This window comes from Bradyrhizobium sp., from assembly GCF_035484855.1.
GTDB lineage: Bacteria > Pseudomonadota > Alphaproteobacteria > Rhizobiales > Xanthobacteraceae > Bradyrhizobium.
In genome coordinates, this window is record NZ_DATHOP010000138.1 from 1 (window position 1) to 21,407 (window position 21,407).

General features: G+C 62.8%; 19 protein-coding genes. 11 read left to right on the forward strand and 8 right to left on the reverse strand.

Annotated elements, in window-relative coordinates; translation table 11 throughout:
- Positions 1 to 656, forward strand: a 656-nt coding sequence (locus VK804_RS15430; protein ID WP_325371691.1) for a carbohydrate ABC transporter permease, incomplete at its 5' end; no start/stop codon positions are given.
- Between the two features lie 90 nt (positions 657 to 746).
- Here the strand turns inward: VK804_RS15430 and VK804_RS15435 are convergent.
- From VK804_RS15435 to VK804_RS15450, 4 genes are all read right to left on the reverse strand, one after another.
- Complete coding sequence (locus tag VK804_RS15435) at positions 747 to 3,458, reverse strand: molybdopterin-dependent oxidoreductase (RefSeq protein WP_325371693.1); 2,712 nt, start codon at positions 3,456 to 3,458, stop codon at positions 747 to 749.
- The gene (locus VK804_RS15440) at positions 3,455 to 4,672 is read right to left on the reverse strand and encodes an NAD(P)/FAD-dependent oxidoreductase (RefSeq protein WP_325371695.1); all 1,218 of its coding nucleotides are present in this window, start codon (positions 4,670 to 4,672) and stop codon (positions 3,455 to 3,457) included. The genes VK804_RS15435 and VK804_RS15440 overlap by 4 nt, the downstream gene beginning before the upstream one ends.
- 22 nt (positions 4,673 to 4,694) lie before the next feature.
- The gene (locus VK804_RS15445) at positions 4,695 to 5,120 is read right to left on the reverse strand and encodes a globin family protein (RefSeq protein WP_325371697.1); all 426 of its coding nucleotides are present in this window, start codon (positions 5,118 to 5,120) and stop codon (positions 4,695 to 4,697) included.
- Positions 5,121 to 5,247: 127 nt separating this feature from the next.
- Positions 5,248 to 6,630, reverse strand: a complete 1,383-nt coding sequence (locus tag VK804_RS15450; RefSeq protein WP_325371699.1) for an MFS transporter — start codon at positions 6,628 to 6,630, stop codon at positions 5,248 to 5,250.
- Between the two features lie 443 nt (positions 6,631 to 7,073).
- Here VK804_RS15450 and VK804_RS15455 point away from each other — a divergent pair, with 443 nt between their 5' ends.
- From VK804_RS15455 to VK804_RS15465, 3 genes are all read left to right on the forward strand, one after another.
- A complete protein-coding gene (locus tag VK804_RS15455; protein WP_325371701.1) occupies positions 7,074 to 8,315 on the forward strand; it encodes a serine hydrolase domain-containing protein in 1,242 nt (413 codons plus the stop codon).
- Between the two features lie 126 nt (positions 8,316 to 8,441).
- Positions 8,442 to 9,950, forward strand: a complete 1,509-nt coding sequence (locus VK804_RS15460; protein WP_325371703.1) for a sensor histidine kinase — start codon at positions 8,442 to 8,444, stop codon at positions 9,948 to 9,950.
- A 194-nt stretch (positions 9,951 to 10,144) separates the two neighbouring features.
- Positions 10,145 to 10,633, forward strand: coding sequence for a dCMP deaminase family protein (locus VK804_RS15465; protein WP_325371705.1), 489 nt, complete (start codon positions 10,145 to 10,147; stop codon positions 10,631 to 10,633).
- A gap of 159 nt (positions 10,634 to 10,792) precedes the next feature.
- Here VK804_RS15465 and VK804_RS15470 read toward each other — a convergent pair whose 3' ends face one another.
- The gene (locus VK804_RS15470) at positions 10,793 to 11,218 is read right to left on the reverse strand and encodes a hypothetical protein (protein WP_325371707.1); all 426 of its coding nucleotides are present in this window, start codon (positions 11,216 to 11,218) and stop codon (positions 10,793 to 10,795) included.
- Between the two features lie 261 nt (positions 11,219 to 11,479).
- On the opposite strand from VK804_RS15470, the gene VK804_RS15475 reads away from it, so the two are divergent.
- A complete protein-coding gene (locus tag VK804_RS15475; protein ID WP_325371709.1) occupies positions 11,480 to 12,241 on the forward strand; it encodes a hypothetical protein in 762 nt (253 codons plus the stop codon).
- Positions 12,242 to 12,357: 116 nt separating this feature from the next.
- Here the strand turns inward: VK804_RS15475 and VK804_RS15480 are convergent, their stop codons facing one another.
- A complete protein-coding gene (locus VK804_RS15480) occupies positions 12,358 to 13,275 on the reverse strand; it encodes a hypothetical protein (protein ID WP_325371711.1) in 918 nt (305 codons plus the stop codon).
- Positions 13,276 to 13,428: 153 nt separating this feature from the next.
- Between VK804_RS15480 and VK804_RS15485 the strand changes: the two genes are divergently transcribed.
- The 4 genes from VK804_RS15485 (at position 13,429) to VK804_RS15500 (ending at position 18,131) form a co-directional block, all read left to right on the forward strand.
- Positions 13,429 to 14,409 (forward strand): ABC transporter substrate-binding protein, encoded by a 981-nt coding sequence (locus VK804_RS15485; protein WP_325371713.1) that lies wholly within the window; start codon positions 13,429 to 13,431, stop codon positions 14,407 to 14,409.
- A 33-nt stretch (positions 14,410 to 14,442) separates the two neighbouring features.
- On the forward strand, positions 14,443 to 15,417 hold the full coding sequence (locus VK804_RS15490) for a tripartite tricarboxylate transporter substrate binding protein (protein ID WP_325371715.1): 975 nt from the start codon (positions 14,443 to 14,445) through the stop codon (positions 15,415 to 15,417).
- Between the two features lie 61 nt (positions 15,418 to 15,478).
- Entirely contained in the window at positions 15,479 to 16,840 is a 1,362-nt protein-coding gene (locus VK804_RS15495; protein ID WP_325371717.1) for an MmgE/PrpD family protein, read from the forward strand.
- 472 nt (positions 16,841 to 17,312) lie between these two features.
- The gene (locus VK804_RS15500; RefSeq protein WP_325371719.1) at positions 17,313 to 18,131 is read left to right on the forward strand and encodes a phytanoyl-CoA dioxygenase; all 819 of its coding nucleotides are present in this window, start codon (positions 17,313 to 17,315) and stop codon (positions 18,129 to 18,131) included.
- 167 nt (positions 18,132 to 18,298) lie between these two features.
- On the opposite strand, the gene VK804_RS15505 is transcribed toward VK804_RS15500, so the two are convergent.
- Positions 18,299 to 19,033 carry a cytochrome c biogenesis CcdA family protein gene (locus tag VK804_RS15505; RefSeq protein ID WP_325371721.1) on the reverse strand — a complete coding sequence of 245 codons (735 nt, stop codon included), beginning with the start codon at positions 19,031 to 19,033 and terminating at the stop codon, positions 18,299 to 18,301.
- Between the two features lie 256 nt (positions 19,034 to 19,289).
- Positions 19,290 to 19,622, reverse strand: a complete 333-nt coding sequence (locus VK804_RS15510) for a hypothetical protein (protein WP_325371723.1) — start codon at positions 19,620 to 19,622, stop codon at positions 19,290 to 19,292.
- Between the two features lie 315 nt (positions 19,623 to 19,937).
- Between VK804_RS15510 and VK804_RS33015 the strand changes: the two genes are divergently transcribed.
- Positions 19,938 to 20,576 carry a LysR family transcriptional regulator gene (locus VK804_RS33015; protein WP_414642790.1) on the forward strand — a complete coding sequence of 213 codons (639 nt, stop codon included), beginning with the start codon at positions 19,938 to 19,940 and terminating at the stop codon, positions 20,574 to 20,576.
- 338 nt (positions 20,577 to 20,914) lie between these two features.
- Positions 20,915 to 21,310 carry a helix-turn-helix transcriptional regulator gene (locus tag VK804_RS15520; RefSeq protein WP_325371725.1) on the forward strand — a complete coding sequence of 132 codons (396 nt, stop codon included), beginning with the start codon at positions 20,915 to 20,917 and terminating at the stop codon, positions 21,308 to 21,310.
- Positions 21,311 to 21,407: the final 97 nt, after the last annotated feature.

A 21,407-nucleotide genomic window follows, 5' to 3' on the forward strand; every position in this document is an offset into this window, starting at 1 on the left:
ATTATTCCGCCGTCTTCGCCTCCAACCGGTTCTCGACCTATTTCGCCAACAGCCTGATCGTCACGGGAGCGGCAACCGCATTTGCGTTGCTGGTCGGCGTGCCGGCCGGTTATGGCCTTGCTCGCATGCGGGCGCACAAAACGGCCGCGGTGATCCTGATCGCGAGGATCACGCCAGGCCTCTCCTACCTCATTCCGCTGTTCCTGCTGTTTCAGTGGCTGGGGCTGCTCGGCACGCTCTGGCCGCAGATCATTATTCACCTCGTGGTGACAGTGCCGATCGTGATCTGGATCATGATCGGCTATTTCGAGACCACCCCGATGGAGCTTGAGGAATCCGCGCTGATCGACGGCGCCACGCGCTGGCAGGTGTTTCGCTATGTGGCGCTGCCGATCGCGCGGCCGGGCATCGCGGTCGCCTTCATCCTGGCCGTGATCTTCTCCTGGAACAACTTTGTGTTCGGCATCGTGCTGGCCGGACGCGAGACGCGCACGCTGCCGGTCGCCGTCTACAACATGATCTCGTTCGACCAACTGAGCTGGGGCCCGCTCGCGGCCGCCGCGCTGATCGTGACCCTACCGGTGCTATTGTTGACCGTGTTCGCGCAGCGACAGATCGTGGCGGGGCTGACGGCCGGTGCGGTCAAGGGTGGATAGGTCTGCCGTAGCCCGGATGGAGCGAAGCGCAATCCGGCGAAATGCTTCACCAACCGCAGTCCCTGGATTTCGCTTGCTCAATCCGGGCTATTAACCCGCGATCACCAGCTTGCGCTGCGCATCCGCGGCCGCACTCGTCTGCGCGATCAGCCGCTTCAATTCGGGGATGCACGAGCCACAATTGGTGCCGACCTTGAGACGTGTGCCGATCTGGGCCGCTGTCCCCGCGCCTGCCGCGATGGTTGCGAGAATCGTGTTGCAGCCGACGCCGAAACAGGCGCAGACGATGGCGCCGGCGTTGGCGAGCCCGTCGGTGGATTTGCCCGACAGCAGCATGCGGCGCTGATCGTCGCTGAGCTTTTCCGCGGCGAACAGGCTCTTGACCGCACCCCAATCGCCGGCGTCGCGCGCCGGGCCGAGGAACAGGCAGGCTTCGATGCGGTTATCCGAAGCAAACGAGGCCGCGCGAAAAACGCCGCCGCCGAAATCCTTGTATTCGGCGAGATCGGAGCCGGCAGCCGAGCGCAGCCAGGATTGCCACCCCGTGAGGTCGGCATTGTCGGCGAGCAGATAGCCGTAACCGCCGGCTACCGTCACGCGCGCCCACCAGGCATGAGCCGGCAACTCCAGCCTGGCCCGCGACAGGGCAAAACCCCGAAACACGTATTCGTAAGGCGCAATCGAGGCCGGCGTCGCCTTGCTTTCGGGCTGGCCGGAAAACGGATCGGTGAAGGGCGCCGCCAGCGCGCCGACCCGTGCGCTCGAGGCGGTCGCCTCGCTCCAGTGGATCGGCACGAACAGCATGCCGCGCTGCTGCCGCGGGCTGACGACGACTTTCAGCGTGCATTGTCCATAGTCGGTCGTGACGCGCGCAAACCCGCCGTCGAACAAACCGAACCGCAGCGCGTCGTCGGGATGCACCTCGACATACGGCTCCGGCAGATGCTGGCCGAGGCGCGGGCTGGCGCCGCTGCGGGTCATGCTGTGCCACTGGTCGCGGATGCGACCGGTGTTGAGCCGCAGCGGACGCCCCGCGCTGGTTTCGGTCCGGAGCAAAGGAATTTCGGGGGCTGTGAAGCGCGCCTTGCGATCGCCAGTGAAGAACCCGCCATGGGCGAACAGGCGCTGCCTCGGCTCGATGTCGCCCCATTGCATCGGCCATTGCAGCGGCGCCATCGCATCGAAGGCCTCATCGGAAACCGTCTTCAGCGCGCCGATGTCGAAATCGCGGCTGCCATCGTTCTCGAACGACGACAGCGCCGCATGTTCGCGGAAAATATCGGCGGCCGAGTTGAACTCGAATGCCGCGCGGAAACCGAGCCGCTTTGCAACCTCGCCGACGATCCACCAATCCGGCTTGGCCTCGCCGGGGGAATCGAGAAACGCGCGCTGGCGCGAGATGCGCCGCTCGGAATTGGTCACAGTGCCGCTTTTCTCGCCCCAGGCCTGCGCCGGCAGCAACACATGGACTCCCGCGCTGACGGTGTCGTTGGACCGCACATTTTCCGAGACCACGAACAGTTCGAGTTTCTTCAGCGCGGCGCGGGCGACATCGGCGTCGGGCAGCGACACCGCGGGGTTGGTGCCCATCACCCACAACGCCTTGATCTCGCCGCGACCGATCGCTTCGAACATCTGCACCGCCTTCAACCCTTCATGGGTGGCGATGCGCGGCGCCTTCCAGAACCGGCGCACGCGGTCGATATCCGGCGGGGTGAAGGCCATGTGCGCGGCAAGCTGGTTGGCAAGGCCGCCGACCTCGCGCCCGCCCATCGCATTGGGCTGTCCGGTCAGCGAAAACGGCGAGGCGCCCACCTTGCCGATCCGTCCCGTGGCGAGGTGGCAATTGATGATGGCGTTGACCTTGTCGGTGCCCTGCGCCGACTGGTTGACGCCTTGCGAAAACAGCGTCACCACGCGCGGCGTATGAGCAAACATCTGGAAGAACGTGGCGACATCCGGCTCGGAAAGGCCGGTCGCAAGGGCAGTCGCGCCTGCGCTGCCGGCGATGTTGCGGGCGCGCGCCAGCGCGTCCTCGAAGCCGGAGGTGTGACGTTCGATATAACCGGCATCGAGCGCGTCGGCCTCGGCAAGATGTACCAATAGTCCCGAGAACAACGCGGTGTCGGTACCGGGCTTCAGTCCCAGAAACAGATCGGCGTCGCCAGCGGTATCGGTCCGGCGCGGATCGATCACCACGATGCGGGCGCCGCGCGCAACCTTGTTGGCGAGCATGCGCTGGAACAGCACCGGATGGCACCATGCGGCGTTGGAGCCGACCAGCACCAGCAGATCGGCGGCGTCGAGATCCTCATAGCAACCCGGCACGGTATCGGCGCCGAAGGCGCGGCGCTGGCCGGCGACGGTCGACGACATGCACAGCCGCGAATTGGTGTCGACATTGCCACTGCCGATGAAACCCTTCATCAGCTTGTTGGCGACGTAGTAATCCTCGGTCAGCAGTTGTCCGGAGAGATAGAACGCCACCGCACCCGGGCCGTCGCGCTTGATGATATGGGCGAAGCGATGCGCGACATGGTCGAGCGCGTCGCCCCACACCACCCGCTCCATGCTGCCCTTGCTGCAGCGGATCATTGGATAGAGCAGCCGGTCGGTGAGCGCCAGCGTCTCGCCGAGCGCCGATCCCTTCGAGCACAGCCGGCCGAGATTGGCGGGATGCTCCGGATCGCCCGCGATCGCGGCGCCGCCACGGCCGTCCGGTGTCGCCAGCACCCCGCAGCCGACCCCGCAATAGGGGCAGGTGGTGCTGACGGCGCAGGGCGCAGGCACGGCGGCGATCATGCCGCCTCCGAGCGATCGGCCAGCGATCGGCCGAACATCATGTCCTTGCGGATTCGCGCGATCGGCGCGCGGCCGCGGATCAGTTCGAGATACCAGAGCGCGTCCGTGGCATCGCCGACCAGCACCGCGCCGGTGAGCCGGCCGGCCGAGATCACGAGCTTCTTGTAGCTGCCGCCTTTGGCATCGCTGAGCACGATCGCCTCGGTGCCCTCGGCGCCGGTGAAATCGCCGGCGGAAAACACGCTGACGCCGGACACCTTCAGGTTGGTTGCGACCACGCTGCCTTCGTAGGCCACCGCCCTCCCCGCCAGATGCCCCGCCAGAGCGCGCGCCTGCTCATAGGCCGGCTCGACCAGGCCGTAGCAGGTGCCGCGATGCTCGGCGCATTCGCCGAGCGCGTAGATCTCGGATGCCGCGGTCTGCAGATGATCGTCGACGACGATGCCGCGATTGACGGAGATGCCGGCGTCCCTGGCCAATGCCACATTGGGCCGGATGCCGGCGGCGAAGATCACCGCATCGGCATCGATCCGGCGTCCATCCGCCAGCTCGACGCCCTCGACGCGGGTCTCGCCGTGGATGCGTGCGGTGTTGGCATTGAGCAGCACCTTGATGCCCTTGCGCTCGACCAGCGATTTCAATAGTAGCGCGGCAGGCGCATCGAGCTGGCGCTCCATCAGCCGGTCCATCAGATGGATCAGCGCGACCTCCGCGCCGGCCTTGGCGAGGCCGTAAGCGGCTTCCAGTCCGAGCAATCCGCCGCCGACCACGACGACGCGCTTCTTCTGCGCGGCGAGCGTCAGCAACAGGTCGACGTCGCGAGAGTCGCGAAAGGTATTGACGCCGGCAAGGTCGGCGCCTGAAACGTTGAGCCGCAACGGCGTCGATCCGGTTGCCAGCACCAGTTTCGAGAAGGCTATGCTCTCGTCGTTTTCGATCCTGAGCTCGCGGCGGCCGACGTCGATCTCGCTGACGGCGCAGCCATATTTCAGGGTGACGCCGCGATCGCGCCACCATTGCGCCGGCCTGAGCTCGATGTCATGCGAGGCGGTCTCGCCGGCCAGCACCGACGACAGCAGCACGCGATTATAGGCAAGCCGCGGCTCGGCGCCGATCACGGCGATGGCGTAACGCCCAAGTGCCGTCCTGGCCAATTCCTCGACAAGGCGCGCGGCCGCCATTCCATTGCCGACAATGACCAGCGGTTCGCTCACATTGTATCCTTACCCGGCGTCCTCACTCGGCGGCTTGCGGCCGGCCATAGGCTTCGGAAATCATGTAGCCGGACAGCGTCGCGTAGGCCGCGGTCCAGGCCTCGGCCACTTCGGGAGTCCAGGCCTCGCCCAGTCCCTTCTCGAGCGTCCACAACAATGCGGCGCCGACGACCGGATAGTGTTCCGGCCTCGCGCCATAGCTGACATGACGCGTGGCCAATGCGCTCGCGGCCGGCAATATCGACTGGAGATTGGCGAGCCCGTTCACCACCACCGCGAGCGTCGCCATCAGCTTCTTGCGCTGCTCGGTCATGTCGGCGGGAAACATCGCCTTGACTGATGGGGCGACCTCGAACAGGCGATCGTAGAACAAGACCGCCGCAGTTTCCGAGATCGGCGCCACCTTGGCAAAGCTCTGCTGAACGAGATTGACTTGCTCCGGTGTCATCGCTGCCTCCTCAATTTACAGTCGTGATGCGCGGGCCCGACCCCGCGCATCCATCGTCAAAAGGCTCTTGCGCTTTCGATGGATTGCCGGGTCAAGCCCGGCAATGACGAGAGCGCGATCACTCCGCTTACACCCGCGCCTGGGCGAGGCTGGTCGCGCCGGCCTCCGCCGGGCTGCGGCGCAGGTAGAACCACCAGGTCATCGCGAGGCAGACCGCGTAGAATGCGAGGTAGATTTCCAACGCCAGCTGTGGCCCGCCGGTGATGGCGATCGACTTGCCAAAACCGCTCGGGATCAGATAGCCGCCGCAGGCGCCGATCGCGCCGATGAATCCGACCGCCGCGCCGCTCTGGATGCTGGCGGCCTTCAAGGCCAACGCGCGGCCGGCCTCGCCCTTGCCTCTTGCCTTGCGCAGATTTTCCTCGCGGAAGATCGAGGGGATCATCCGGTAGGTCGAACCGTTGCCGACGCCGGTGGTGACGAAGAGAATGAGGAACATCACCAGAAAACCGGCAAAATCCTTGATGCCGACGAAGTACAACACGCCGATGGTCGCACCGCCCATCGCGATGAAATTCCAGAACGTCACGATTGCGCCGCCGACCTTGTCGGCCAAAAGGCCGCCGAGCGGGCGCGACAGCGAGCCGACCAGCGGACCGAGGAACGCGATGGCGATCGTGACCGCCGGGAATTGCGTCTTGATCAGCAGCGGAAACGCGGCGGAGTAGCCAATGAAGGAGCCGAAGGTGCCGATGTAGATGAACGCCATGATCCAGGTGTGCTTGTTCTTGGTGATGGCGAGCTGGTCCTTGAAGGTGGACTTGGCTGAGGTCAGGTTGTTCATGAAGAACACGGCGCCGAACACCGCGATGGCGAGCGGCAGCATCCACATCAGCCCGGCGTTCTGCAAGTAGACGCCGGCGACCGGCGTTGCCTGGTAGAGGTTGATCAGGCCGATGCCCATCAGGATCGGCGTCAGCAATTGCACGCTGGAGACGCCGATATTGCCGCCGGCCGCGTTGAGGCCGAGCGCCCAGCCCTTCATGCGATCGGGATAGAAGAAGGAAATGTTGGCCATGCTGGAGGCAAAATTGCCGCCGCCGAGACCGGCGGTGGAGGCCACCAGCAGCATCAGCCAGAACGGGGTTTCCGGATGGCTGACGAAATAGGCCAGCGCCAGCGTCGGGATGAACAGCACCGAGGCGCTGAAGATGGTCCAGTTGCGGCCGCCGAACATCGTCACCGCGAAGGTGTAGGGAAAGCGCATCAGCGAGCCGATCAGCCCGGGCACCGCCACCAGCTGAAACAGCTCGTCGGTCGAGAAGTGGAAGCCCGCCGCCGGCAGCTTGGTGGCGACGATGCTCCAGATCAGCCAGACGGAGAATCCGATGTGCTCGGCCACGATCGACCAGATCAGGTTACGCCTGGCAATGACTTTGCCCTTGGAGTTCCAGAACGTCTCATCCTCGGGATTCCAGTCGGCAATCCAGGTCGGGTCTTGCGTGCTCATCAGGTCTTCCTTTCAACTTGTCGGCGGGGCCAGGTCGCCAGGGCATAGAGGCGCGCTCTGGGGAGGCCCCAGTCAGGCGGCGTCAAAATTCGGATGATTGGTTTCGATGGACGGCATCAATGGCGTCGACGAGAAGCTATTCAAGCTTCGTGCCAAGCCCCTCTGACGAAATATCCGGTTATTTTTCAGGTGGTTATGGCAATCGCCTAAAACTTTTGCATGGAATGAATCGCACGCGAAATTTGCTATCCGCCCATTTCTTGAATTGCGATTCGCTCAAATATTGTGCGTCGCACAAAATTTAGGCTGATGGTTTTCCGGCGCCTCTGATTGCCGCACAGCTTACTTCCGGCGGAAGAAAATGCGCGATGCCCTCGCGATTGGAACGAGACCCGGTTTTCGGCTATCAAGGCCCGCCCCGAAAGCCGCCGGAGACCGCCCCGATGCTCGCCCCGACCCCCGATGCACCCGAATCCGCCGGCATGTCAAAAGCCGCACTCGACCGGATCGAAGCGCATCTCAAACGCCGCTATATCGACGCCGGCCGCTTTCCGGGAACCCAGCTCGTGGTCTATCGCCGCGGCAAGGTCGTCCACTCGGCGGTGCAGGGCTTTGCCGATGTCGAGCGCAAGACACCGCTCAGGGACGACACCATCTTCCGCATCTATTCGATGACCAAGCCGGTCACCTCCGTTGCCTTCATGATGCTGGTCGAGGAAGGCCGCGTCGCGCTGGACGAGCCGGTCCACAAATACATTCCGGAATGGAAGAACCTCGGCGTGTTCCAGGCCGGCACGGCACCCGCCTTCCTCACCAAACCACTGGGGCGGCCGATGCAGATCGTCGACCTGTTGCGCCATACTTCCGGATTGACCTACGGCTTCCAGCAGCGCAGCAATGTCGACGCCGCCTACCGCGAAAAGAAAATCGGCGAGGTCGAGAAAGCGGGCACGCTGGACTCGATGATCGAGGATCTCGCCAAGATCCCGCTGGAATTCTCGCCGGGCGAGGCCTGGAATTATTCGGTCTCTACCGACGTGATCGGATATTTGATCGGAAAGATCAGCGGCAAGCCGTTCGAGCAGTTTCTCAAAGAGCGCATCTTCGATCCGCTCGGCATGAACGATACCGGGTTTTTCGTGCCGTCCGACAAGGCGCATCGGCTGGCGGCATGTTACTCCGCCGACGGCAAGGGCGGCATGAAGCTGCAGGAGGATCCGACCACGAGCTCATTCCTTTCGCCGCCATCGCTGATTTCCGGCGGCGGCGGATTGTGCTCGACCGCAGCCGACTATCTCTGCTTCTGCCGCGCGCTGCTCAATGGCGGCGAACTCGGCGGCGTCAGGCTGATCGGCCCGAAGACGCTGGCGCTGATGACGACAAATCACTTGCCGGGCGGGCGCGACCTCACGGAAATGTCGAAATCGCTGTTCTCCGAATCGACCTATGCCGGCGTCGGTTTTGGTCTCGGGTTCTCCGTGACCATGAATCCGGCGCTGACGCTGATCCCGGGCAGCCGCGGCGAATATGCCTGGGGCGGCGCCGCCTCGACGGCATTCTGGATCGATCCCGCCGAAGAACTGATCGCCATCTTCATGACGCAATTGCTGCCGTCGAGTTCCTATCCGGTGCGGCGCGAGTTGCGGACCATGGTTTACTCGGCCATCACCGACAGCAATCTGTAGGGGATACGGCCTTCCAGTCGCGGGAACCGTCGACGCGGCTAAATTGCATGGCGGAGGTGCAGCGGCTCTCCTATGCTCGTGCCGATTTGGCGCGATCCTCGCCAGATGCATCGATGCGGGAGTTGCGTGCCAAAACCCTCACTGCCAGTGCGTCTTGCTCTTCTGGTCGCGGGCACCACGCTGCCGCTGATCCTGTTCGCGACCGTCCTGGTGGTCAGGGACTACGAGCAGGACCGCACCGAGGCGTCACAGCGCGTGCTGGAAACCGTGCGCAGCATCCGCCTCGTGCTCGACGCCGAGATGCAGCGCATGACCGGCGGAATCGAGGTGGTGGCGCTCACCAACGCGCTGCGCAGCGGCGACTTCGACGGCTTCCGCCGCATCGCGACCGGCTTTCTCGAACAATACGGCAGGGATGGCGTGGTGCTGGTGGCGGATCGCGAGGGGCGGCAATTGTTCTCCTCGGTCACATCGGACGCCGCAAGCCTGCCGCTGCGCAACAACCGTGCAATCGTCGAGAAGGTGTTCGCGAGCAAGGCCCCGCAATATTCGAACCTGTTCGAAGGCGCGGTGAAGCGGCGGCCGATCGTGACCGTCGAGGTGCCGGTGGTGCGCGACGGCGAGGTGATCTACGACATCTCCTTCAGTCCGCCGCTCGAGATCTTTCAGGCCCTGATCGAAAAGCAGCGCCCGAGCCGGGACTGGACGATCTCGATCTTCGACGGTGACGGCATCAACCTGGCGCGCGTTCCCAATCCGGAAGCGACCATCGGCAAGCACGCCTCGTCGTCGCTATCTGCCGAGATGCGAAGGAAGCCCGAGGCCACCCTGCCGACGGTCTCGCTCGAGGGCGTGCCGCTGATCACCAGCTTTGCGCGGTCCTCGGTCACCGGCTGGACGGTGGCCGCCGGCATCGACGAAAACTCGCTGGCCGCGCCGCTATGGCGCAACCTCGCGATCACCAGCGTGATCGGTGGCGTGCTGCTCTTGACCGGGCTTGCCTTTGCGGTGCGGATGGCCACCACCATCGCCCGCGGCGAGATGCTGCACGATCTCCTGATCGAAGAGCTCAATCACCGGGTCAAGAACACGCTGGCGATCCTGCAGGCGATCGCGGTGCAGACTTTCCGCAGCGCCAGCCCGACCGAGCGCGAGACATTCGAGGGCCGGCTCGGCGCGCTGGCGGAGGCGCACAACCTGCTGAGCAAGGAGAAGTGGCAGGGCTCCGAATTGCAGGAGGTGATCGGCCGCGTGCTGCAGCCCTATCTGCTCGACAGTCCCGGGCGGCTGCGCATGTTCGGACCGAAGGTTCCGCTGACGCCGCGGCTTGCGGTAGTGCTCTCGATGATCCTGCACGAGATCGCCACCAATGCCGCGAAATATGGCGCGCTGTCGAACGACACCGGCACGGTGGCGCTGGACTGGGAAGTCGTGAGCGAGACTGGCAAGCCGATATTGCGATTGATCTGGCGCGAGGCCGGCGGGCCTCCCGTCACCGCGCCGGTGCGGCGCGGTTTTGGATCGCGGCTGATCGAACGCAGCGCGCGCGATCAGCTCGGCGGCGAGGCCACCGTCGATTTCCTGCCGCGCGGGGTGGTCTATACCGTGGCCTGTTCGTTGGAGGACGAGGGATAGCGCGATCGTCGGACATTGGCTTTAGTTGTCGGACGAGGTGGGGCTTCGAGAGCCCGCCGCGCGGCAGGGCTCCGGGCCTCACTGTCTGTAACATTTCATCTACAGTCGACGCCGGGCACAATGCTAGTGTAACACGCAGCGTGAAGAGGAAAAGTTGCTGCATGGACCATATTTGATTTTTGAGGGGACGACATTTGCGAGCTAGAAAATGGGATGAACGATTTATGCTGTTGGCGCACCATTTGGCGACCTGGAGCACCGAAAAAGGACGGCACGTCGGAGCTGTTATTGTTGGGCCGGACAATGAAGTTCGCTCAACGGGCTTCAACGGGCTGCCGCGAGGCGTTCGTGATGACATCGAGGAACGTCATTCTCGTGCAACGGGCGCCAAGTATGTTTGGAGCTGCCACGCGGAGCAGAATGCGATATTTAACGCGGCCCGCATTGGGGTGCCGCTTAAGGGTTGCTCAATCTATGTTCCATGGTTTCCTTGCGTAGAGTGCACAAAGGCAATCATCCAATCAGGTCTCTCGGAGCTTGTCGCTTACGCTCCCGATCGACCAAACTCAAATTGGGCCCAGGATTTTTCCATCGCCAGTCAGATGCTGAAGGAGGCTAACATTGAAGTTAGGCTAATTCCCCGGCTCGCCGAACTTCCCGACGCCTCCGAAAGTGACACTTGAAAGGCGAGGATGTCCGCCAATAGGGCAGGTTTTCGGACCAAAGCAAACGCCCTGGCGCGTTTGACCAAATCGAAGGTACCGCAAGCTATAATTCGGTCATCGCGCTGACGCGTATAGACCGGCGTGGGCGGAACGGGGACGCTGCGCGTGCCGCGAACGTCACAGGGGTCGATCCGTGATGCAATAGTTCAGGGTGAAGCCGCTCGATTTTCCGCCCACCGGCGTGGTGGGGCAGCAATCCCGGGTCTGCAGAGTAATCGAAGCATCATTACAGTTTGTAAACCCGGAGCCGGTGACGACACAGCTGCGGCCCTTCTCGGACCCGCATTGGTGGGTTCCGGAGGCAGAATAACCCCGGAACTGAGCGAAAGTCAGGTTCTCCAAGGTCGACGCACGCAGGAGAGGCAGAACATCAGCGTCGCTCCGTTGCTGGCCATAGGAGGGTGCCGCCGCCGCAACTGACGCGAAGGCGATGGAGACCAGCAATAGCTTGTTCACGGCGATCTCCCCGAAGATTGGTTCACACGGTGACCAGAAGGCATCTTCACGATGCCTTGCATGAATGCTGACGTTCGTCTTGTCCATATAACACGATCTAAAACTTGAATCTGCGGAATGGCAAGATGTCGGTTGTTGGCACCGAACGGATATGCCGACCACATTGAGCAAGGTCCGGTTTTGGGGGAATAGCGGAAGTCCAACTTTAGGACGCGAAGACCGTTTTTCCCGAAGTGGACATGGTCATTGATGTAACCTTAGCCACTACCGGATCATTTTTTCATACAGCACAGTACGCTCGAGCACTGGTAGAGTTGGGCTCCTTGTTCCTTTCTGGGAGTGCCCCATATGAGAAGGCTTCTTCTATCGATTGCATTACTGGCGAACTTGTCCGGCGCAGCACTCGGACAGACTTCGCCCACCTCGGAGATCGCGTCCGGTGGAAGGCTACGCGTTGGCATGATTGCCATCACGGTGCTCGGGGGCGTGGCTGAGCCCGTCGCGGGATTCTTCGGACAGAAGCTGGGAGCGACCGTCGAACCGGTGATGTATCCGAACCCGGATACCTATCTCCAAAGCTTCGGCAAGGATGAATGGGACATTGCCATTGGGCCGCGCGTCCTTGCTCCCCCGGACAAGGCGGATTCCACGGCGAACCTTTGGGCCATCAATCTCGTCTACGTCGCTGCGCCAGGAACCGATTTTCCCGATATTGCCTCTGTGGACAAGGAAGGTGTGAAGATTGGCACCATCCGCGGGGCTCCCTCCGACCGTGTATTGACGCGGGAGATCAAGGCCGCCGAGATAGTCCGTATCCCTCTGAGCCCGACCATCGCGGCTGACGCAGCCGACTTGCTTCGCTCCGGCAAAGCAAACGTCTTTGGGGCGGACTCCGGCGTTGGGTATCCTGCTGCCGAGGCCCTGGCCGGCGCCAAGATCGTGCCGGGCGCCTTTGGGACGGTTCTTGTAGCGGCGGCGTTGCCGAAGGGCCGCTCTCTAGCGGCGCAGGCTTTACTCGCGACACTCGTCGATGAGGCAAAACAGACTGGCGTGGTGCAGAAAGCTATCGACGCGAAGGGTCTCAAAGGTGTGAACGTCGTCACGAAATAGCAGAGACATTTATCGTCTCAGACCCTGACTGAATGTCCCCTTATCGGGGTGGACTGGAAGCGGGCCGACCGACTGCCAAAATGGCGCCCTTTAACCGGAAGCGGATATTTGTCAGGCTATCGCGCCCGCCGGCTGCGGCGCGCCCGGGCCTTTGGCTCGACCTCAGCGCGCATGAAGTCACCGCGCTTCGTCAACTCATCGAAACGCGTGCTGCGGAGATCGCGCGGCGTTCGCCGCAGCATGCGCTCGACGCAGCGCCACAGGATCATGGCGTGGACCGGCGCTTCCAGAGCGGCTTGCCGCGCCGCGCTTTCGTCGTAGCCCAACAGCTTCTCGCCGAGGTCGCACCACGCCTCGTAGATTTCCGTATTGCGGCCGCCCAAATTCACCGGCTCCGGCGAAGGACGCGGAAGCGGTTCGATCGCATTGGCCCGCCTGAACCGCCAGAGCTGGATCGTGGAGGCGAAGGCGACCAGATGCAGCCATTCATGAAGCAGCGTGATGCCGAGGCACTCGCCGAGACGGCGGTCGGGCCTGTAGAGCACGATCAGGCTGAAATTGGTGGCGTGGCCCAGATAGAAGAACTCCTCGCCCCTGACCTTGCGCGCCCAGGGATCGAGGAACGATCGTTCGTCGCTCAAATGCAGGCGGTGAACGCGGCGCGGATCCGGCAACTCGCGCAACAGCGCCAGCGCCTGCGCGGCGTCGATGCGCTCGTAATCGGCCGCCGCTTCGGGAATCTCGATCTCGGCCTTGCAGCCGGCGACGCAATAGATTCGCATCGTGACGGCGAGCTGCGCCGTGCCGTCGCGCAGAAAATCCTTCAGGGTCGGAAAGCGCCGGGCATCCGACGCCACGAACAGCGTCACCGCGCGGCTATAGACTCGTGAAAATCCGCTCGGCAGTACAGGCGGCGGATCGCCGGTGCGGATCGGACCCAGCTTGCCGCCAACCCGCGGCCTGTTGCGGTTGAGGAAACCGACCACCAGCAGCACAAGAAACGCGATAATGATGATGGCCTGAAGCACGATCATGGTCTTGCGTCCCGAACCGGCGGATATGACAATGACGCTCCGGCGCGTGCAAGACGTAACCGGACAACCGTCAAATCCCGATACCGGTTTCTGCCCTATCAAAGCATTCACTTTAGCCGCTAAGATACCGTCTCCTAAGCTTGGGGGCGGGGCATGCAACGCCGTGGTTTTATCGGGCTACTCGCAGGCGCGGCTGCGTGGCCGCTCGCGGCTCGGGCGCAGTCGGATGACAAGGGAGGGAGCATCGCGAGGATCGGGATATTGCTGGCGGATGCCACGCCTGAAAGCTCCGCGCGTTCGGATGTCCTGGTCAAGGCGCTCGCCGACCTCGGCTACATCGAAGGCAAAACCGCTCAGTTCATGGTGCGGTTTCCCGAAACAACGCCTGACCTTGCCAGATTCGCGCGCGAGCTTATCGAGAGCAAGGTCGACGTCATCGTTTCCGTCAGCTCTCTCGGCGCTTATGAGGCGAAACGGCTGACGGGCAGCGTCCCTATCGTCTTTGTCTATTCGTCCGACCCGATCGGCATCGGACTTGTGGAGAGCCTGGTGCACCCCGGTGGGAACGTGACCGGGCTGTCGCTCATGGGAGGTGACTTGATCGCCAAGCGGCTGGCTCTTTTGAAAGAAGCGGTCCCAAAGATGTCGCGTGTGACCTTCCTCTTTGACCCGGCGACTTTATACAGCGAACTCTCGGCTCAACAGGATGCCGCGAGGGTTCTCGGGCTTCAGTTCCGGCCAATAAGCACGCCGACGCCAGATACCATCGACCAGGCGTTTGCAGAACTTGCCAGCGACGGCACCGAGGGCGCGACGATCGCGATCCAACCAATGATGACCCGAGAAAGCGCCCGGATCGCTGCGGCAGCGCTGGCGCACGGAATTCCAACGGTGGGATATCATCCCGGGATGTCGCGGGACGGTTTGCTGATGTCCTATGGACAGGACTTTACCGAATATCTTCGCAAAGCTGCCGTCTATGCAGACAAGATATTGAAGGGCGCAAAACCGGCCGACTTACCCGTTGAACAACCGACCGTGCTGAAATTGGCCATCAATCTCAAGACAGCGAAAGCTCTCGGTCTGACTATTCCAACACCGCTACTCATCGCCGCCGACGAGATCATCGAATAAAGCTGCGCATTGCTTCGGTAAGAGGAGGACACCGTGAGACTTCTACGCCGTCAATTTCTCCAGCTTGCGGCGGGCGCCGTCGCCCTGCCACCCCTCGCGCGCGTTGCCTGGGCGCAAACCTATCCGGCGCGGCCGGTGCGCATGATCGTCGGCTTTCCGGCCGGCAATGCATCCGACATCATCGCGCGCCTCGTTGCGCAATCCCTGTCGGAGCGGCTTGGGCAACAGTTTATCGTCGAGAACCGGCCGGGCGCCGGCGGCAGCATTGGCACCGAAGTTGTGGTGAGAGCCGCGCCGGACGGCTACACGCTGCTGATGTCGGTGGTGACGTCGAACGCCATCAACGCGACCTATTACACTGATCTCAACTACGATTTCATTCGTGACATCGCCCCGGTCGCGAGCATTGGCGGTGGCTCCTATGTCATGGTGGTCAATCCATCGATCGCGGCCAAGACCCTTCCCGAGTTCATTGCCTATGCGAAGGCCAATCCGGGCAGGCTCAACATGGCCTCGACCGGCAACGGGACCCCGACCCATGTGTTCGGCGAACTGTTCAAGATGATGGCCGGCGTCGACCTGCTTCACGTCCCCTATCGCGGCAGTTTTCTGCCCGACCTGCTGGGCGGGCAGGTGCAGGTGGTGTTTGGTCCGATTGCCCAATTCGTGGAGCTCATCCAGTCCGGCAAGCTGCGCGCGCTCGCCGTCACCGCCGCGACCGGTCAGGCGACGCTGCCAAATATCCCGACCGTGGCCGAATTTGTGCCGGGCTACGATGCAAGCGTCCGGTATGGGATCGTGGCGCCCGGGAAGACGCCCGGCGAGATCGTCGACAAGCTCAACAAGGAAATCAACGCCGCGCTCGCCGATCCCAGGATGAAAGCCCGGCTGGCCGACATCGGAGCCGTTCCGATGCCGATGACATCAGCCGAATTCGGTAACGTCATCGCCACCGAAACCGAGAAATGGGGCAAGGTCATCCGGACGGCTCACATCAACGCAGGATAACGCCGAGGCACGACGTTCCGGGCCAATACAAACAACAACAAGCGCGAAAGGCAGGCCCGGCATGGCGGTGACACCGCAGTTGTGCGATCGGATTGCAGGCATCTCCTACGAAAATCTCGGCGCCCCGGCGATCGAGGCCGCGCGGCGGCTGGTGCTCGACGGTATCGCTGTCGCCATCGCCGGAACGCAGGAAGAAGCGATCCACATCCTGGCCGCACACCACAGGGAGCAGGGCGGGGCCGCCCAGGCGACCGCGATCGGAAATGGTTTCCGTCTCAACGCGGTGTCGGCGGCGGCGCTGAACGGCGCCGCCATGCATGTGCTCGATTTTGAGCCGATGTGGAGCCCGGCCAACCATGCGCTCTCGACCACGCTCGCGGGCGTGCTGGCGCTGGCGGAGACGCGCGAAGCCAACGGGCGCGAGGTCGTGACCGCGCTGGTCAAGGGCCTGGAGATGCAGGGCTGGATTCGCCAGGCCTCCGGGCAGTTCGAAGCCAGCAGACTGCGATTTCATCCGCCCGGCGCCGCCGGTCCGCTTGGCGCGGCGGTCGCGGCCGGACACCTCCTCAACCTCGGTCCCGACCGCCTCGCCCATGCCATTGGGATTGCGGCATCGCGCGCCGGCGGCCTGATGGCCAATGCCGGCACCATGACCAAATCGACGCATTGCGGTCATGCCGCCGCACTGGGGCTGGAATCGGCGCTGTTGGCGGCGCGCGGCTTCACCGCCAATGTCGCGGTGTTCGAAGCCGCCCAAGGCTATGTGCCGGCGCTGTATGACGATGGATTCAAGCCTGAGGTGATGCTTGGTTTCGGCCGCGCGCCGCTGCGCGTCGTCGATCCCGGCTTTGCGATCAAGATGTTTCCGAGCCAGTTCGGAACCCATTTCGGGATCACCGCCGCACTCGAGCTTCACCCGGAGATTCCCGATGCGAGCGCCATCCGCCGTGTGCTTCTGACCGCGCCTGTGATGGCCTATGTCGATCGGCCGCGGCCGAAAACGGGCCTCGAGGGCAAATTCTCGCTGCAATACACGGCGGCGAGCGCGCTGCTCGACGGCAAGGTCGGCATCGGCACGTTCACCGATGCGCGGCTCGAAAGCGCCGACATGCAGGAGCTGCTCGCCAAATTCGAGGTTCGCCTCGACCCCTCGATCCCCGGCCGGTTCGAGGACACCCATGTGCTGTTGCGCCTCGAGCTCGACGGCGGACGCGTGCTGGAAACGCGCTGCGACGGCCCGCGCGGCAAGTGGGGCACGCCGCCGATCAGCGAAGCGGAGCATCTCGTCAAGGTCCGCGACTGCCTGGCGACACGGCTCGAGCCGGATGCCGTGGAAGCCGTGATCGGGCTCGCCCGGCAGATCGACACTCTCGATGCCGCCGGCGTCCGCCAGCTGATGCAACTGGCCGGCTGCTTCGCCTGATCGAAGGGGCCAGGCATTCGCTACCAAACGACAAGCCCAGAGCATGATGTGTTGGAGTTGGATCGATTCGTCCCGTAAGCGCGAGGCATCGACGATCTCGTGTCCCCGACCCGGCCTGGCGTCCCTTCGGCGGTGCACAGCAGCGCCCGGACAAAAAATCGCGAAAACAACCCCATGCAAAGTAGAGTGGACCCCGGCTCGCAGCACTCTTGCTGCGCTGCGTCCGGCAACCGACATCGGGCAGAACGTTGACCCCTGAGGGCACCGCTGATATTTTTGAGAACATCATGAGAAACACATCCAATATCGCTTCGGTCTTCTTCCTTAGCCGCTAACGGCATTGCCCGCGCCACGTGGGCGGAAGCGACAGTGCCTCGCAGCCGAGCGGCTTGCACATTGTCATAGACTGAATTTGCCGACCCACCTGCTTTGAGCGGGTGACCATTGTTGGCCCGGCGATATGAGGATTTTCATGCCTGCCAGTGAACATCAACCAGCGCGCGCGCTGAGCGACGCGCAGATACAGCAATTCATTCAAGATGGCTTTGTCCGGATCGACCGGGCCTTTCCCCGGAAGTTAGCCGACGAAGCCCGCGAGATTATGTGGCGGGACCTTCCTGGTGATCCCGACGACCCTGCAACCTGGACCGCACCAGTCATTCGACTTCCGGGATATGGACAAGAGCCATTCAGGAAAGCAGTCAATACGCCTACTCTCCATGCCGCGTTCGATCAGGTCGTCGGCAAAGGGCGCTGGCGACCGCGTGACGGTCTTGGCACCTTCCCGGTCCGTTTTCCGCATCCGGACGATCCGGGCGATGCCGGGTGGCATGTCGATCTCAGCTTTCCAGGCGAAGATTGCGATCCAAATGAACAGAGGGACTTTTCCTCTTGGCGCGTGAACGTGACATCACGCGGTCGCGCGTTGCTGATGCTGTTCCTGTTCTCCGATGTTGGCGAGCGAGACGCACCGACGAGAATTCGCGTGGGTTCGCATTTTGACATGGCGCGGTTCCTCGCACCAGCCGGCGAGGCGGGCATGTCACATTTGGTGTTGGACCAGCTAGGAGCCCAGCGACCAGAGGCCTTAGCCACGGGCGAAGCTGGCACCGTCTACTTGTGTCATCCTTTTCTCGTGCACGCCGCGCAAATGCACCGAGGCTCGATGCCGCGTTTCATGGCGCAACCGGCACTCGATCCAGCCGAGCCGTTTCAGCTTGACCGGGCTAACAACGACTATTCTCCAGTGGAGATAGCTATACGAAAAGCTCTGCAGGAGCGCAGCAGCTAAGATGTGCAGTGAGGGTTTCTCGGACGGAAGGATACGGGTCCGAGGATGCCCAATGCGCCGCACTGCGTTTTGAAATAGCCTTGCTGCGTTTGAACGTCGGGGTCGGCGCCGCCGAGACATGCCGACGCTCGCTGGGAATGTCGGCAATCGGGGGCGACCGGAAGAAGCTATCCGATATTCTGTAGCCCCGGAAACGTCTCCAGCAGCCAGACGCTGACGTCCGATACCGCGCCGGTCAGAAAGCCGATGCCGGTCAGGACCAGCAGCACGCCCATCGCGCGCTCGACAGTGGCGAGATGCCGCTTCATGCGCGCAAACAGCGCGGAGAACTGCTCGACCATCAACGCCGCGATCAGGAAGGGTATGCCGAGCCCTGCCGAATAGATCGCGAGCAGCAGGGCGCCCTTCGTCACGGTCGCTTCAGTGGCGGCCACCGACAGGATCGCGGCCAGGATCGGCCCGATGCAGGGCGTCCAGCCGAACGCAAACGCCAGGCCCATCACATAGGCGCCCCACAAGCCCACCGGTTTTGGAATCGGCAATCGCCCTTCCCGCATCAACAGCGCGATCCGCGTCAGCCCGAGGAAGTGCAGCCCCATCACGATGATGGCGATACCGGCGGCGATCGAAAGCTCCGCCGACCAGGCCCGGATCAGGCCCCCGATCAGGGAGGCGCTGGCGCCGAGCGCCACGAACACGGTGGAAAAACCGAGCACGAACATCACAGCCGATGTCATCACCGCGCGCTTCGACGACCACACCGTCTCGTCATTGGCGACGTGCTCGATGGTCGCACCCGTGAGGTAGACCAGATAGGGCGGTACCAAAGGCAGCACGCAGGGCGACAGAAAGCTGACCAGGCCGGCAATCAGCGCCGCCGGAATCGATACATCGTGGATCATGCAGTCATAGCCATCGTGAACCATTTGCGGCTGGCAACCTCGCGCGCCACGCCCTATCGGGCCGGCACCGGGTTGACGGCCTGATGTAACGGATGGGTGGAAATGCGCAACAGAGCCGCCGCCTCCCGTGCACGGTTCAGCGGGCGAATCGCGGGGATTTTCCGATCAAACCTGCGGCATCACGAGGGCCCGCTCGGGCGTCGCCGTCACGATCCGGGGCTGGAGTCGGACCTCCGGACGACGGCACCCGAGGGCGCTACTTGACCACCTTCAAAAACGGAAGGCGGCGTTCGCCGTCCGGCGATTCCGGATCCCGCGGCCTGGCCGCCCGCGCATCGCCCGGCGACAACGCATCGCACAAGGCCTTCAATTCGGCGTCCGCGACCCGATGGAGCTTCATCCGAAGCGCGAGGATCGCGACCGACAGCAACTGTGCCGTGTCGCGGTTGGCGCTGGCGACGAGAGCCGTGCGGCACGCCTCCAGCGTTGCGAGAACCGCGTGCAATCGTTCTTCTGAATTAGTCACCAGCGTTTTTTCCGTTACCGAGCTTGCGAGGAAAGGTTTGTTCGATCCAATCGGCGGCTTCAAATACGTCTCCATGAATTGCAGAAATTTTCGTCACGACCTGGTGAACCTGTTCGGCCGTGATTTCGTCGATCGCGTGACCAGCTGAAGCATCGCACGGATACGTAACCCCACGGTTACGGTGAAAGGCATCGACCAACCGCGGCCTCGCCAGGAGTTTAAGGCCTCAAAACGCAGCGACCCCGACCCGTCATGGTTGTGGTTCGCGCGGAATTCTGCCGAATCTAGCCCCCGGAAAGGGCTATGTATGCGGCTGGCGCTGGAAAGGGGCGTTCCTCAGGAGGAACGCCATGGGGTCGCTCTCGTCAGTCTGACGGATTGGGACGCAGCCAGGATGTTCCTGGAAGTGGTGCGCTGCCGCAGCTTCCGCTCCGCGGCCGAGCGGCTCGATCTTTCCATCAATGCCGTGCGCGGCGGATCGCCGATTTCGAACGGCAGATCGGCGCCACGCTGTTCACGCGCGATGCCCATGGCACCCGGCTGACCGCCGAGGGCTCGCAGGTCGTCTCCGCGGTCGAGCGCATGGAAGCCGCCTCATTCGAACTGGTGCGCGCCGGCCGATCGGTGACCGACGTGCTGGCCGGCGAAATCCGGATCGCCGTGCCCGAGGGTTTGGGAACGTCCTGGCTGGCCCCTCGCCTGGTCGAATTCCAGCAGGCGTTTCCGAATATCCTGGTCGACATGAACTGCATCACCCGGCCCGCCGATCTGTCGCGGCACGAGGCCGACATTGCCATCCATCTGGCGCAACCGGCCGCGCCCGGGATCGAGCGAATCAGGCTCGGCAGGATAAATTTGATGCTGTTCGCCAGTCAGCAATATCTCGACACATATGGCGTGCCGAAAACGACGGACGAACTGGTCGAGCACCGGCTGGTGATGCCGGCCGCCGACCAGTCCGCCGCGCGGGAAGCGAAAGCTTATTTAGCGGCCGCCCTTCCAGCGAGCTGTCGGTGATGACGACCAATTTGAGCAGCGCCAGCTACTGGGCAGTGGCCAATGGTGCCGGAATAGGCGTCTTTCCCAGCTATGCTTGCACGTTTGGCGGGAAGATAATACCTCTTGAGATTGAATGGCGCCGGCCATTCGATATTTGGCTGTCCTATCATCCAGGTTGTGGTCGCATCCCCTGGTTGCAGCATGTGATCGACTGGCTTATAGAAGCATTCAATCCCGAAAATTCTCGTGGTTTACGGACGAATTCATCCATCCATGTGAATTTAAACCGGTATATAAGGGTGAATCCCTGACACATCTGTTCAGGGGCTTCTCGACGGAAGGACATTAGGAACAGCATGAACAAATCAGCGGCAAAAAAGATGAAGCAGCGCAGCGCGGGCAAACCCGACATAGAATTGGGAAAGCGAATCCGTCTGCGACGCGTCGAACAAAAGATCTCGCAAGCCGAGCTCGGCGACAAGCTGGGTGTCAGCTTTCAGCAGGTCCAGAAATATGAGAAGGGCGTCAACCGCGTCGGCGCGGCCCGTCTCCAGTCGATCGCAACCGCGCTCGACGTCCCCGTCACATTTTTCTATGACGGCGACGGCAAGGCGCGCGAGGTGGAGAGCCTGCTGTTTCTCGACAGCGCGTTCAGCCTCCGGTTGCTGCGGGCCTACAGCAAGATCAAGGATCAGACGGTCCAGCGTCAGCTGGTGTCCTTGATGGAATCGATCGCCGCCAACGAAGACTAGAGCCTTCCCCGTTTTGATGGAATCGAAACGGGGCTCCAGCTTCTTGTTCTGACGCGTTTTCTTCACGCGAACCGGTGACCACTTCGCTCGAAAACGC

What these genes read in the sequence shown, in the direction of transcription:
- VK804_RS15480 (WP_325371711.1), bottom strand. Translation starts at nt 13,275, where the DNA reads ATGATCGTGCTTCAGGCCATCATCATTATCGCGTTTCTTGTGCTGCTG.
- VK804_RS15505 (WP_325371721.1), bottom strand. Translation starts at nt 19,033, where the DNA reads ATGATCCACGATGTATCGATTCCGGCGGCGCTGATTGCCGGCCTGGTC.
- VK804_RS15470 (WP_325371707.1), bottom strand. Translation starts at nt 11,218, where the DNA reads ATGGACAAGACGAACGTCAGCATTCATGCAAGGCATCGTGAAGATGCC.
- VK804_RS15435 (WP_325371693.1), bottom strand. Translation starts at nt 3,458, where the DNA reads ATGATCGCCGCCGTGCCTGCGCCCTGCGCCGTCAGCACCACCTGCCCC.
- VK804_RS15475 (WP_325371709.1), top strand. Translation starts at nt 11,480, where the DNA reads ATGAGAAGGCTTCTTCTATCGATTGCATTACTGGCGAACTTGTCCGGC.
- VK804_RS15500 (WP_325371719.1), top strand. Translation starts at nt 17,313, where the DNA reads ATGCCTGCCAGTGAACATCAACCAGCGCGCGCGCTGAGCGACGCGCAG.
- VK804_RS15485 (WP_325371713.1), top strand. Translation starts at nt 13,429, where the DNA reads ATGCAACGCCGTGGTTTTATCGGGCTACTCGCAGGCGCGGCTGCGTGG.
- VK804_RS15450 (WP_325371699.1), bottom strand. Translation starts at nt 6,630, where the DNA reads ATGAGCACGCAAGACCCGACCTGGATTGCCGACTGGAATCCCGAGGAT.
- VK804_RS15495 (WP_325371717.1), top strand. Translation starts at nt 15,479, where the DNA reads ATGGCGGTGACACCGCAGTTGTGCGATCGGATTGCAGGCATCTCCTAC.
- VK804_RS15455 (WP_325371701.1), top strand. Translation starts at nt 7,074, where the DNA reads ATGCTCGCCCCGACCCCCGATGCACCCGAATCCGCCGGCATGTCAAAA.
- VK804_RS15445 (WP_325371697.1), bottom strand. Translation starts at nt 5,120, where the DNA reads ATGACACCGGAGCAAGTCAATCTCGTTCAGCAGAGCTTTGCCAAGGTG.
- VK804_RS15520 (WP_325371725.1), top strand. Translation starts at nt 20,915, where the DNA reads ATGAACAAATCAGCGGCAAAAAAGATGAAGCAGCGCAGCGCGGGCAAA.